At 68.3% G+C, this 12,125-nt stretch carries 13 protein-coding genes; 7 read left to right on the plus strand and 6 right to left on the minus strand.

Features of this window, described 5'->3' with window-relative positions:
* Positions 1-906: 906 nt before the first annotated feature.
* Positions 907-1,836, minus strand: a complete 930-nt coding sequence (locus ACFV7R_RS45790) for a recombinase family protein (protein ID WP_385276377.1) — start codon at positions 1,834-1,836, stop codon at positions 907-909.
* A 266-nt stretch (positions 1,837-2,102) separates the two neighbouring features.
* On the opposite strand from ACFV7R_RS45790, the gene ACFV7R_RS45795 reads away from it, so the two are divergent.
* The 5 genes from ACFV7R_RS45795 to ACFV7R_RS45815 all read left to right on the plus strand — a co-directional run bounded on the left by ACFV7R_RS45795 (position 2,103) and on the right by ACFV7R_RS45815 (position 6,730).
* Positions 2,103-2,417, plus strand: coding sequence for an ArsR/SmtB family transcription factor (locus tag ACFV7R_RS45795; RefSeq protein ID WP_385276380.1), 315 nt, complete (start codon positions 2,103-2,105; stop codon positions 2,415-2,417).
* Positions 2,414-2,830, plus strand: coding sequence for an SRPBCC domain-containing protein (locus ACFV7R_RS45800; protein WP_385276383.1), 417 nt, complete (start codon positions 2,414-2,416; stop codon positions 2,828-2,830). Before ACFV7R_RS45795 ends, ACFV7R_RS45800 begins: the two co-directional genes overlap by 4 nt.
* A 618-nt stretch (positions 2,831-3,448) precedes the next feature.
* Complete coding sequence (nsrR, locus tag ACFV7R_RS45805; protein ID WP_385276386.1) at positions 3,449-3,892, plus strand: nitric oxide-sensing transcriptional repressor NsrR; 444 nt, start codon at positions 3,449-3,451, stop codon at positions 3,890-3,892.
* 73 nt (positions 3,893-3,965) lie between these two features.
* Entirely contained in the window at positions 3,966-5,159 is a 1,194-nt protein-coding gene (locus ACFV7R_RS45810; protein WP_385276389.1) for a globin domain-containing protein, read from the plus strand.
* A gap of 479 nt (positions 5,160-5,638) precedes the next feature.
* On the plus strand, positions 5,639-6,730 hold the full coding sequence (locus tag ACFV7R_RS45815) for an SEC-C metal-binding domain-containing protein (protein ID WP_385276392.1): 1,092 nt from the start codon (positions 5,639-5,641) through the stop codon (positions 6,728-6,730).
* A 71-nt stretch (positions 6,731-6,801) separates the two neighbouring features.
* Here the strand turns inward: ACFV7R_RS45815 and ACFV7R_RS45820 are convergent, their stop codons facing one another.
* From ACFV7R_RS45820 to ACFV7R_RS45830, 3 genes are all read right to left on the minus strand, one after another.
* Complete coding sequence (locus ACFV7R_RS45820) at positions 6,802-6,924, minus strand: hypothetical protein (protein ID WP_385276395.1); 123 nt, start codon at positions 6,922-6,924, stop codon at positions 6,802-6,804.
* Positions 6,925-6,929: 5 nt separating this feature from the next.
* Positions 6,930-7,154 carry a hypothetical protein gene (locus ACFV7R_RS45825; protein ID WP_385276398.1) on the minus strand — a complete coding sequence of 75 codons (225 nt, stop codon included), beginning with the start codon at positions 7,152-7,154 and terminating at the stop codon, positions 6,930-6,932.
* 233 nt (positions 7,155-7,387) lie between these two features.
* Positions 7,388-7,915 (minus strand): hypothetical protein, encoded by a 528-nt coding sequence (locus tag ACFV7R_RS45830; protein ID WP_385276401.1) that lies wholly within the window; start codon positions 7,913-7,915, stop codon positions 7,388-7,390.
* Here ACFV7R_RS45830 and ACFV7R_RS45835 point away from each other — a divergent pair.
* Together ACFV7R_RS45835 and ltrA are read left to right on the plus strand one after the other, a co-directional pair.
* Positions 7,903-8,262: a hypothetical protein gene (locus tag ACFV7R_RS45835; protein ID WP_385276404.1), complete on the plus strand. Its 360-nt coding sequence runs from the start codon at positions 7,903-7,905 to the stop codon at positions 8,260-8,262. The genes ACFV7R_RS45830 and ACFV7R_RS45835 overlap by 13 nt on opposite strands.
* Positions 8,263-8,935: 673 nt before the next feature.
* Complete coding sequence (gene ltrA, locus ACFV7R_RS45840) at positions 8,936-10,198, plus strand: group II intron reverse transcriptase/maturase (protein WP_385276407.1); 1,263 nt, start codon at positions 8,936-8,938, stop codon at positions 10,196-10,198.
* 318 nt (positions 10,199-10,516) lie between these two features.
* Here the strand turns inward: ltrA and ACFV7R_RS45845 are convergent, their stop codons facing one another.
* Both ACFV7R_RS45845 and ACFV7R_RS45850 read right to left on the minus strand, forming a co-directional pair.
* Complete coding sequence (locus tag ACFV7R_RS45845) at positions 10,517-10,813, minus strand: hypothetical protein (RefSeq protein ID WP_385276409.1); 297 nt, start codon at positions 10,811-10,813, stop codon at positions 10,517-10,519.
* 23 nt (positions 10,814-10,836) lie between these two features.
* The gene (locus ACFV7R_RS45850; protein WP_385276412.1) at positions 10,837-11,940 is read right to left on the minus strand and encodes a DnaJ C-terminal domain-containing protein; all 1,104 of its coding nucleotides are present in this window, start codon (positions 11,938-11,940) and stop codon (positions 10,837-10,839) included.
* Positions 11,941-12,125 lie beyond the last annotated feature (185 nt).

Consider the following 12,125-nt stretch of genomic DNA (forward strand, 5'->3'; position numbering starts at 1 on the left):
CCGTGCCGGTAACGGCCGGCACGGCACCCCAGCGGTCAGCCGCGGCTGCTCGGATGGGCCTCCTGGTGCCGGGTGCGCCGGTGTTCGTACTCCCAGCGGGTCGGCAGGGGGCGTGTGGGTGGTTACTGCAGTGGCGTGCGCAGTAGCGTTCGAACGACCTGGAGCAGCGGCGAGCGACGGCCACACTTGGCCCGCTAGGAAGGCCGCAGCGACTCCCAACCGCAGCCCCCCGCCGACAACCTGGCCATGCAGGACGGCAAGAAGCAGGACGGCAAGAAGCAGGGCGGCAAAGGGGCGGCATATCAGGTCATGTGCCCGGCCACGGGCGGATCGGCGTGGTTGTGGATCCCGGACGGCGGACGGGCGCCCGCCCAGCCTGCCATCGACCCGGAGATTCTCGCCCAGCGCGCGGTGGACTCCATGAAGCTGGCCGACCCCGCGGCACCTGCTGCACCTGCTGCACCTGCTGCACCTGCTGCACCAGGGCGTCTACCTCGAACTCATCCGCGCCGACCGCATGCTGCCCGGGCTCCTGACCGTCGGGACCGACCCGCTGCACCTCGCCCTGGTCTTCGATCTCTCCCACACCACCGCCAGCCGCTACGCGGCCATCGCCCAGGGACCTGTTCGACGACCAGATCGAGGAGTGCCCTTAGCTTGATCTTTAACCTCGCAGGTCACCCGACCTGCTGATCTTGGCTCGCTCCTGAGACAGCAGGACGGCCGTTCTTCACGCTTCGAGGTGTCGAGCAACGTCGCGTGAAAGAACGGCCGCTGGTGAAGAGTCTCGCCCCTGAACAGTCCGCTGACGCCGCGCTGGGCATCCCGTCCCACTTTCGTGTCCAGTTCTACGACTGCCTTTACGGCCTCGGGGAATATCGGTACAGCCGTTGGCGCTGAGAACGATCATGGTCCGGTTGGCGCGAGTGTGCTGACCCGGTTCTCGTACTCGCGGCGGGCCTTGCGCTGGGCCGGGACCGCCGGGACGCCCTGGGCGCCGTCGAGCGGCTGGCAGCGGGCGAGGAGCTGGCGGTGTACGACGGGGACGGCGGTGACGCGCAGGGTGTAGCCCTGGCCGCGTCGTACGGTCACCCCTTGGTCGAGGGCGGCGCGCTCGGCGGGCTCCAGCTCGGCGGCGCGGAGGAAGTCGGCGATCTTGCCGGGCATGTCGAGGGTGACCGGCAGCTCCGGGGCCGGGACGTCCTCCTGCTCGATGGCGGTGTGGTCAGGCATGAGGTCGGCGACGGCCGTGCGGATGGCGCCGCGGCTGACGCCGTGGTCGCGGGCGAGGGCGGCGATCGAGCGGCCCTCCAGGTAGGCGGTACGCACGGTGTCGGCCTTGTCGGCCGTCACGGCGGGGCGGCGCCCGCCCTTGCTGCCCTTGGCCTCGGCGGCCCGCAGTCCGTCGTAGGTCAGCTCGCGCTGGAGGTCGCGCTGGAGTTCGCCGGCGGCGGCGAGGGTCTGCACCATGAACTTCACGGTGGACAGCAGCTCGCCGGTGCGCGGGTGGCGGGCGGTGAGGTCCATGGCGGAGAAGGCGCCGTCGTGGATGCGCAGGGCGAGGCGGTCGCGGTGGAGGACGTCGAGCACGTCGAGGATGTGTCCGGTGCCGCGCACGAGGCGGAACATCTCGGAGATGTGCACGGTGTCCCCGGGCCGCGCGTAGTCGAGGAGCGCGCGGAACTTCGGGCGCTGGAGGGGGTGGAGGCGGCTGGAGGTGCCGCCGTCCTCTTCGAAGACGACCGGGTCCTCGATCCCGGCCTCGTCCAGGACGAGGTTCTGCCGGGCGGTCGACTGCTGGTCGGCCGAGACGCGCTTGTAGACCAGGTTCGCCACTCGTGGGCCCCTTCCGTACGGAGGATCGGACCCTATCTGTCGTCAAACCCTGTCATCAATCACCATCGGATCTGATTGGATCGACGGCGCTCCGAGGTCCCGGAATGTCCGGGTTCATTGGACGGGTCGTCTCCCTGTCGTCAAACGATCGTTTATTGACAGGCCGGGCACACTCTGATCCGGCCACCCCGGCTCCGCCGTAAGACGCTTCCGTCATTCGTCGGAGATTCTTGACGCGTCGGATTTACCCGACCTATTGTTGGGCCATGCCCACCGACGTGTTCGGCGTGCTGGCCAACCCAGTACGCCGCAGACTGCTCGAAAGCCTGCGGGAGGGGCCCCGCTCCACCGGGGAGCTGGCCGGAATGTTCGAGCTCGGCAGGCCCGCGGTCTCCGAGCACCTCGCAGTGCTACGTACCGCCGGACTGGTGCGCGAGGAACCACGCGGCCGGCACCGCTTCTACCACCTCCAGCCGGCCCGGCTGGCCGAGGTGAGCGAGTGGCTGCACCCCTTCGAGCACTACTGGAAGCAGCGCCTGGACGCGCTGTCCGATCTCCTGGACGAGGAAGCCGACACATGACCGAGAACACCACGATCACCTGCGAGAAGTTCCTGCCCCACCCCCCTGCGGCGGTCTGGCGGGCCCTGACCGATCCCGCCCTCCACGCCCGCTGGTGGGCCGCCGGCGACATCAAGCCCATCGTCGGCCACCGCTTCACCCTCGACATGGGCAACTTCGGCAGCCAGCCCTGCGAAGTGACCGCAGTGGAGGACGAGCGGCTGCTGGCCTACCGCTTCGCCGAGGGCACGCTCGACACCACCCTCACCTGGACGCTCCGATCAGAGGGCGAAGGAACGCTCCTTGTCCTCACCCACGCCGACTTCGATCTCGACTCCCCGATGGGCCGACAGGCGTACGAGGGAATGAGCAAGGGCTGGCCCCACGTCCTGAACCGCCTCTCCGACACGCTGGACGAGATGACCCGCTCGTGACCAGCGAAGACGCTGCGATCATCATGGCCCGCCCCGTACGCCGTCCGGCCGCGGTCAGTCTTCAGTGCCGTCGTCGTCCTCGTCGATCCCGGCCGCGTCCGGATCGCGTAGCCGGCGCAGGGCGCCGACGGCCAGGACGCTGGCAACGTAAAGCCTTCCGGTTCGGAGCGGCCAGTGGGACGACGACTTTTCCTGTTCCATTGGGGCCGCAGGTAGTTGACTCGGTATTCAGTCTGCCGAGGTTCTGACTCCCCCTTCCCCCGACGGCATGGAGAAGAGCCCGCTCCGGCGCCTACGGGTACGAGATACGGGCATGTGACACGACGCCTTCGCGTGACAGAGGCCCCGGCCTGACTCCGTCGGTCAGGCCGGGGCCTCTGCGGTCCGCCGCTCCGGGGCGCGCAGTCCGCGATCGGGCCCAGGGAGAGAGCCGGCAGGAAGTCAAGCAGCGCGAGGAGCACCGCGACTCCGGTGGCCGGCGTGACGCTGTCGCGGCCCCTTACGCGGCGTACGGAAATCGGACGGGCGGCGAGCCGGGCGGCCCCTCGTGACGCATGTCACCCGCGGACTGCGTTCCTTAAATTGGAATATCGGATGCGCATTCGATAGCGTCGAAGCATGCGGTTGACGAAGTTCACCGACCTGGCGCTGCGTGCCGTGATGCGTCTGGCGGTCTCCGAGCAGGGCGACTCCCTGACCACGCGCGAAGTGGCGGAAGCCGTGGATGTGCCCTACGCCCACATGGCGAAGGCGATCACCCGCCTGCAGCACCTCGGCGTGGTGGAGGCCCGCCGGGGTCGCGGCGGGGGGCTTGGGCTGACAGGTCTCGGCCGTCAGGCTTCGGTGGGCCAGCTGGTGCGCGATCTGGAGGGCGAGGACGAGGTCGTCGCCTGCGAGGGCGATCCGCCGTGTCCGCTCCGCGGGGCCTGCCGGCTCCGCCGGGCGTTGCGCGACGCACAGGAAGCGTTCTACGCCACGCTCGATCCGCTGACCGTGGCCGACTTGGTGACCTCACCCACCGGCCCGGTACTGGTCGGACTGGTCGGCCGCCGACCCGAGTGACCCACGCCCTCCCGGGTGCGTGCGCGCTCGTATCATTAAACACGAAGATCATTAACCAATTTAGGAGTTCGCCGTGCTCTCGGAGCAGTCCACCCCGGTCATCCGTGCCACCCTGCCGGTCGTCGGCGCAGCCATCGGCGACATTGCCGACCTGTTCTACAAGAGAATGTTCGACGCCCATCCCGAGCTGCTGCGGGACCTGTTCAACCGCGGCAACCAGGCCAACGGTGAGCAGAAGATGGCCCTGGCCGGATCGGTCGCGGCCTTCGCCGCCATGCTCGTGGAGCACCCCGACACCCGGCCGGACACGATGCTCTCCCGGATTGCGAACAAGCACGTCTCCCTCGGCATCACCTCCGACAAGTACACGATCGTCCACAAGTACCTCCTCGGGGCGGTCGCCGAGGTGCTGGGCGACGCCGTCACCCCCGAGGTGGCAGCCGCCTGGGACGAGGTCTACTGGCTGATGGCCAACTCGTTGATCGCCATCGAGGCCCGGCTCTACCAGCAGGCCGGTGTCGCCGATGGCGACGTCTGGCAGAAGATGGAGATCGTCGAACGGCACCAGGAGACCCCCGACGTGGTCTCCCTGGTCCTGCGGCCCGCAGACGGCAGCCCGGTCAAGCCCTTCCGTCCGGGCCAGTACGTCAGCGTGCAGATCGAGTTGTCTGACGGCGCCCATCAGATCCGCCAGTACAGCCTCTCCACCGCTCCTGGCCGCCCGGAGTGGCGCATCACCGTCAAGCGCGTTCACGGGGCGGGGCCGGAGGGCGAGGTCTCCAACTGGCTGCACCGGAATGTCGCGCCGGGCGACATCCTCACCGTGTCCCTCCCCGCCGGTGACCTGGTCCTGCCGGAGGGCGACCACCCGCTGCTGCTGGCCAGCGCCGGAATCGGCATCACTCCGATTCTGACCATGCTCGACCACCTGGCCGTCACCGGATCGACCCGCCAGGTCGCCGTGGTCCACGCCGACCGCACCCCCGCCCACCACCCCCACCGCGACGAACAGCGCCAACTCGTCGACGCGCTCCCGGACGCGAAGCTGCACCTCTGGTACCAGGAGCCGGATGACCAGGCGCCGGACGCACTGACCGGCCACGCCGACGTCACCACGCTGGAACACCCGGAGAACGTGAGCGTCTACATGTGCGGTCCCCTGCCGTTCATGCGCACGGTCCGCGGTGACCTGCTGCGCAGCGGTGTTCCAGCCGAAAACATCCACTACGAGGTCTTCGGCCCGGACCTGTGGCTCGGCCAGGAGTGAGCGAGTCGGCTTTCCCGACCGTCCCGGCACCGGCCCGGGACGGTCGGGTGCTCACCGGCGAGACCGTGCCGCGCTCCCGCACCCACCAGGCCTGCATGCCCCGAACTACCGGTAAGCACACAGCACCACGCCGAGCTGCTCACCGTCATCGGCCCGCCGACCGACGTCGCTCTTCCCCATGATCGGGCCGCCCTCGTCCTGAAGATCCTGCGGCATCACTTCGCCCCCCGCCGCCTACTTGAACCCGTCAGCGAGGACCTCCTGACCGATCTCACAGGCCGGCACCTGCTGGCTGCTGCCTCGACTTCGCAGCGGCCAATCCCTCACCTTGATCTGCTCTTCGCACTGTCACGAAACTGACCCCCCTCATCCCTCCCTTTTCCGCAACCCCGGCCGGCCGTGAAGGAGACCTCCATGCTTCTGACCGGCCTTCCCAACATCGCCTGAACCCGGCGGCCTCGCACCGGTAGCGTGGCCGTATGTCCCGCAAGCGCCGCCGAACACCGCAGCAACCCGCCCCCGCCGCGCAGACGTACGCCACGCAGGCCGAGGAGCTTCAGACGCTGGCCCGGGAGTATCCCGAAGATCGCGAGGAAATCCTCCTCGAGGCCGCGGGAAGCTGGAACGCCGCCGAAGAATACGACCGTGCGCTCGCCCTCTACCAGCAGCTGCTGGATACCGAGTGCGAGGAGCCGCACCTGATCGAGGCATACCGGATCAGCACCCTGTGGGACGCTGGACGCACCGACGAGGCCCGCCAGGCAGCCACCCGTCTGCGACATCGGCACCCCACCGATGCCGCGGCCTGGAACGTCGTCGCCGAAGCCTTCGAGACCGCCGGTGAACTCCACGACGCCACAGACTGGTTCACCGCCGGCATCACCCATCTCCTCGGCCCCGCGGGCCCCCTGTCCCGCGCCACTGTCGAATACAGCCCCGACCCCACCGGCATCGAGATGCTCGTCATCGGCCGCCACCGGGTGCGGCGCCGCCTCGCCCAGCCACACGACGACCTCGACACCCTCGCCGACGACCTGCATCAACACCGCCCCCTCCAACTCCGCAGCACCGGCACCCTGGACGACCTCCATGATCCAGACCGCCTGCGGGCCGCCGAGAGCGGCAATGCACAGGCCCTGCAAGCCGAGTTCGAAAAGCTCACCGCCGAGGTCGCTGCCCGCCGAGCCGCCCTGTCCCGACCCCGCATGACCTGCGCGCTCTTCTGGCCCGAAACCGAGTTCACCCAGCTCCTCGCCCGGTGGCCCATGCTGGCAGACGACTACGGCGCCGAACATCGCGATCACATCCGCCGCGTGGAAGAACTCCTGCGCCGATTGTCCGAAGACGGCGAACCCCACCTGGGTGTCGCCCAGGGCGCCGTCAGCGACTTCGAGACGTTCACCCGCGACGAGGGCCTCTCCCCGGAAGACGGCGACACCCGGGCTCAATACGCTGCCGACCTCGCCGCCCGGGGCAAGGCCCACACATGGCCCCCACCCCGCAACAGCCCCTGCTGGTGCGGTTCCTCACGCAAGTACAAGAAATGCTGCGGCAACCCCGCCACGGTCTGACGCCCGCACCCCACACACGACGTCGTTCACCAAACTCGCGATCGGCTGCATCCCGGCAAGGGCCAGGGGACTCAGGGGCCGGCCGGGTTGGTGAAGACCACGACGCCGATCACGAAGCCACAGGAGGCGGAGATCAGCACGATCAACAGTGGGCCCGTGTAGCGCGCCAGCCGGCCCACGATGCGGCCGATCATGGTTTTCACCATGCGCGCCACGGGCGGGTGATGATCTCGCGGTAGGTGTGGTGCGAGAGGTTGCGGCCGCCGTGTTCGAGTACCCAGTTCTGCGGTTGGGCGAAGTCGGTGCTGGGAGTTGAGCTCTCGCCGCAGACTGCGCACTGCATCGCGTAGGTGGTGGGCTCGACGTCCGGCTCCTGGTCGGGCTGGAGAGTCCACTCCTTGCGACACACCACTGCTCGGCTCACCGGGCCGCCTCCTCGGGTTCCGTCCGACGGGCGCAAGCGCCCAGAGCGGTGCTGGGCTGGTTAGCCGTCGTGGACGCTGGATAGTCAGTGGGGACGGGCGGTGACGGCGGAGGCTGGTGGTGACCCCACGCACCGATCGGGTGACGTGACCGTGGTCAGCGCCGACGGACGGCGCCGGGGAGGCGCAGCCGTCGTACCACCGACCGCAGTTCCGTGCCACGCGTGGGCGAACCCTAGAGGCTCGTGTGCCCGGCCTCCACGGCGGCGGTGGCGAAGGCATGCACCCGGGTGATGGCCTGCTCGCTGGCGGCCCGGTTGCCGGTCACCGCCACGGCGCTGGCAGTCAGCTGCGGCAGCCGGTTGTGACCGCGCATCCACAGGCCCAGGGGGCAGGAGGGAGTGAGGCCGGCCAGTGTGGCGGGGCACACCTTGTCCGAGGGGATGACGAACTGGGCCGTCAGCTGTGCGTTGGCGAGTTCGTCCCTCGGGTTGTCGTGGGCCGGGCGCCCGCTGCCGTCCCGTTGGCCGCGTTGTTCCCAGACCTCCTCGGCGGAGAACTGAGCGGGATCGGCGGCGAGCTGGTCGGGGGTGAAGTGGGCGGCGAGCGCAGCGCGGGCTGCACGGTGGGGAACCGACGGAATTCGATGAGGCGCGACAACCGAGATCGAACGGTGCGCAGGTCCCGAATTGAAGCGGAGGTTCTCGATGTGTCCCGATCCGGCGTGTGGCTCGGCGAGATACTGACCCGATGCGCCAGGCATTCGTTCACGAAGCGGTTGTGGTCATGGAAGCAGACGGTGATGTGCGAGCTCCTGGAGCAGCCATCACGGTCGCGCTCTGCGGCCACTGGGAGCATGAGCCACCGTGCCCGCTCGCACCGCACCATACCGCTGCGCAGCGCTTCGGCGATGAGCTGCACCTACGGGTCTTGTTTGCCGCCGAACCTCAGGCTGCGGCCGATGTCCGCAACCGGATCACAGCGGCTTTGTTGGGGGCTGCCTTTGACGGCCCGGACGGTGTCACCACGCGCTGGCAGTTCCTCAGCGTACGGCCGGGCCTCGTCCGAGAAGATGAGGCCGCACACGCGGCGCGCCTGGTCGAGCGCTGAAGCCTTCGAAGTCCAGGCACGGCAATCCCCCGGCAAAGCCAACCCTTGCAGGACTCCGTCATCCCACGGACCACCTTTCGTCGGTTCGTGTGTCCTGAACGCAAGGAGGAGTTCTATGTAGGAGGGGCTATCTCATTGCGGTGCTGCGTGAAAGATGAAGGATCTGGCCCTTCGGAGTCGCCCTGCGGGGGGAGGCTTCAAACCGCCTCATGCTGCGTTGGCTGAAGACCGTCGTGGTGAGCGATGAGGAAAAGGCGCCTCAGAGGCGTCAGGTAGGGATCGGGAAGACGAGCGCAAGCGAATCGTCGATGATGCGTCGAAACGGAAACAGGTGACATCAAAACCGGGGTTGTGTAACCGGCCCCCGGGATCAGCCTGGCGGGAGCCCGTCTATTGGCCAGGTGGTGTCCGGCGTGTAGGTGACGTGAGCCCGGTCTGCTGCTTTCACGTGGAACAGGAGAAGGCGCGCCCCGACACCGCTCGCCCCACCTGGGGCGGCGACAGGGAGCCTCCCAAGCGGCTGAAACCGCAAGGGACTGAGTACCGTCGCGGGGTGCGCTGGCGGACCGGCCCGTAGTAGTGGCGAAGCCCCTGTAACGGGGGTGGAGCGAAGGGGCCGGGTCATCCGTGGCTGTGTTCGTTTGGTCAACCGGGCGGTGCCCGGGAGGAGCCGATGGAGCAGTTGAAGTCGTCAGGCAAGCCGTTTGATATCTCGAAGTGGGAGGTCTGGGAGGCTTTCCAGGATGTGAAGAGGAATCAGGGTGCACCGGGAGTAGACGGGCAGTCCATTGCCGACTTCGAGTCCGATCTGAGGAACAACCTCTACAAGATCTGGAATCGGATGTCGTCAGGGACGTACTTCCCTCCTCCGGTGCGTGCGGTGGAGATCCCGAAGCAGCACGGCGGTGGCATGAGAATGCTCGGCATTCCCACGGTCGCTGACCGGGTGGCACAGACCGTGGTGGCTCGGCATCTGGGCGTCCGCGTGGATCCCTTATTCCACGAGGACTCCTACGGATACCGGCCGAACCGGTCGGCCTTGGATGCGGTGGAGCGTTGCCGGGAACGTTGTTGGAGGCGTGACTGGGTGATCGATCTCGACATCCAGAAGTTCTTCGACAGCGTCCGCTGGGACCTCATCGTCAAGGCCGTGGAGGCTCACACCGACGCCGTTTGGGTGAAGTTGTATGTTCAGCGGTGGCTGGAAGCGCCGCTTCAACTGCCCGACGGCACCTTGCAGAAGCGGGATCGGGGCACCCCGCAGGGGTCCGCGGTGTCACCCGTGTTGGCGAACCTGTTCATGCACTATGCGTTCGACACGTGGCTGGCCCGGAGGTATCCGGGCATCCAGTTCGAGCGGTATGCGGACGACGCGGTCGTGCACTGCGTCACCGAGCGCCAGGCCCGTGAGGTCCTGGCGGCCCTCGGGAACAGGATGGAGGAGGTCGGGCTGCGGCTGCACCCCGACAAGACCAAGATCGTGTACTGCAAGGACGAAAAGCGGCGTGGTTCGTACGAGCACACGCAGTTCACGTTCCTCGGCTACACGTTCCGCCCGCGCGGCGCCCGCAGGAGGGACGGGAGGCAGTTCCTGGCCTTTATGCCGGCGGTCAGCAAGGACGCCCTGAAGAAGATGGGCCGGGAGGTCCGCCGCTGGCGGCTGCACCGACGCCCCAACTCCACGTTCGTGGAGCTCGCCAAGGAGATCAATCCGATCGTGGCGGGCTGGATCAACTACTACGGCCGGTTCTACCGGTCGGCGTTGTATCCCCTCCTGGCGCGCATCAACGCCTACTTGGTGCGATGGATCCGCCGGAAGTACAAGAGGCTGGCAGCCCTGAGGAAAGCGGTCGAGTGCATGCAGGGGATCGCCAAGAGGTACCCCCGGCTGTTCGCGCACTGGAAGATCGCGACTGAGGCCGCCGTCGCCTGGTGAACAGGATGGCAAGAGCGGAGTGACGAGAGATTGTCACGCTCCGTTCTGTGGGAGCCCGGGGGTGCGATTCCCCCGGGCCACCCGACTCCACGGTCGGGCAGGGTGCGGTCGGGAATGGAGGCCTGTCGGACGGGGCGCGGCACCGGCAGGCGAACCGATACCGCGCCGGGTGGGCGGGTGAAGGGAAAAGGGGAGGGTGTCAGCGGCCGACGTGAAGGGGGAGCGCCGTCGGCGGCTGCGGTGCAGGGGCGCCGTTCTCCGCAAGGTCAGTAGCGCCACCCGCGCGCAGGCCGTGGGACGTGACCGGCCGCTCGTCGCTCACGAGACCGGCCTTCGCGAACCAGTACTGCACCTGCTCGTTGATGACGTGCCCCCGCAGGTGCTCCCGCGCTTGGTGGCCGTTTTCGCCCGGGTTGCTGGTGAGGCCACGTTGCCGTTCTTGAGGACCTGCCGGAACACGGGTCCTGTCGTGATGCCCTGCTCGGCGAGGTAGCCCAGCCAGCGCCGCATCCGCGGGACGAGTTGGATGTCGGGCCGGTCCTTGAGCACGAGGCTCTGTTCCTCGCCCTTGTGCGTCTTGTCCTCGGGGAGCCGGACCAGGATGCGGTCATCCATGATGGTCAGGTCCTCGATGTCGGTCAGGAGTCGCGCGGGCCGCCCGGGCGGTCGCGCCGACTGAGGTCGAGGATGATCCGCCCTCCGCTCAGACGCTCGACGCCCTTGGCCACGTCCTGCCACTGGGCCGTGCTGAGGGCGCGGGAATCCACGACATGCTGCCGACCACCGGCCGCACGGACCGCGTACAGCGCGACGACGGCGTCGTGCCGGTCGCTGTCGAAGCTCAGGTCGGCGATGTCCGGCCAGGACAGCTCCACATGGTCGACCCAGTCCCGGCGCCCGGTGGCCGACCGGTGCTCGTGCTGCACCAGGAATCCCGTAGGCCCGACCACGAAGCGGACGCCGTTGCCGGTCACGGTGACGGGAAGTGCCGCCGAACTGGTCGACTCCCGTGCGGCCCGTTCCCGCTCGGGCGCCGGCCGCGATGACGCCCCTCCCTGGGACACCAGCCGGACGGACAGCAGGAGGTCACCCGACGGCCTCGGATGGCGGCCCGGTACGCCCCGGCCACGTACGCGTACGACGCTCCTGTCCCGCATTCCGGCGGGGACCCGGATCGTCACCGACTGCGGGACGCGCCCGGTCAGCCCGCTTCCCCGGCAGACACGGCATCGTTTACGGCCGTCCTTTCCGGTGCCGTGGCAGTGATCGCAACGCACCCGGGCCCGGTACTCCACCGTCTTCGTCGTGCTGGCCGCGGCTTCGGCGGGTCTCAGCCGCACCACCCCACGCACGTGCCGCGGTTCGTCGTATCGTCTCGGCCTCAGTCGTGCGAAACGGCCGCGCTGTCCGACCACTTGAAGGCGCAGCGGCCGCCCTTCGCGCCGAGCCCGAGCCTGAAGGCGGATCATGTAACCGGAGCCGAGGGCTGTCGCCCCGCCGACGACCATCCCGAACACTCCCAAGCGCCGGTTCGCGCTGCGCTGTTGCGTGAGGTCGGAGGTGCGGCTGTGCACGTGGTTCGCGCTCACGGTCGTGCTCACGCACGTGTCGGACTCCGTCATCCGCTGTCCGCCGCAGCCCACGCCGCTCGTCAGGAAGGGCGACAGCCCCCCCAAGAACACCAGCACTCCGAAGACAAGAAGGGCCCAACTCCCGTAACCCCGGCTCCCGGTCACCGCCATTAGGCCCTTCCTTCAGCAGGCCTCGCGTTGGACAGAGACATCCTGGCCCACAACGGCTGCATCGAGCACTACCAATTCTCTCCCCGGGTCTGACGGTCCAGGAGCCACAGCGCGTCCGCGGAGTACACCATGACGTTGTCCGGGAGCACACTCTGAACGTGTCCCTCGGCTTGCTCCTCGCCCGA

This window comes from Streptomyces sp. NPDC059866, from assembly GCF_042731325.1.
Taxonomy (GTDB): domain Bacteria; phylum Actinomycetota; class Actinomycetes; order Streptomycetales; family Streptomycetaceae; genus Streptomyces; species Streptomyces flavusporus.

Coding starts and splice junctions, on each gene's coding strand:
- ACFV7R_RS45795 (WP_385276380.1), top strand. CDS start 2,103: ATGCCCACCGACGTGTTCGGCGTGCTGGCCAACCCAGTACGCCGCAGA.
- ACFV7R_RS45800 (WP_385276383.1), top strand. CDS start 2,414: ATGACCGAGAACACCACGATCACCTGCGAGAAGTTCCTGCCCCACCCC.
- nsrR (WP_385276386.1), top strand. CDS start 3,449: ATGCGGTTGACGAAGTTCACCGACCTGGCGCTGCGTGCCGTGATGCGT.
- ACFV7R_RS45815 (WP_385276392.1), top strand. CDS start 5,639: ATGTCCCGCAAGCGCCGCCGAACACCGCAGCAACCCGCCCCCGCCGCG.
- ACFV7R_RS45820 (WP_385276395.1), bottom strand. CDS start 6,924: ATGATCGGCCGCATCGTGGGCCGGCTGGCGCGCTACACGGGCCCACTG.
- ACFV7R_RS45835 (WP_385276404.1), top strand. CDS start 7,903: ATGCGCCAGGCATTCGTTCACGAAGCGGTTGTGGTCATGGAAGCAGAC.
- ACFV7R_RS45830 (WP_385276401.1), bottom strand. CDS start 7,915: ATGCCTGGCGCATCGGGTCAGTATCTCGCCGAGCCACACGCCGGATCG.
- ltrA (WP_385276407.1), top strand. CDS start 8,936: ATGGAGCAGTTGAAGTCGTCAGGCAAGCCGTTTGATATCTCGAAGTGG.
- ACFV7R_RS45845 (WP_385276409.1), bottom strand. CDS start 10,813: ATGGATGACCGCATCCTGGTCCGGCTCCCCGAGGACAAGACGCACAAG.
- ACFV7R_RS45850 (WP_385276412.1), bottom strand. CDS start 11,940: ATGGCGGTGACCGGGAGCCGGGGTTACGGGAGTTGGGCCCTTCTTGTC.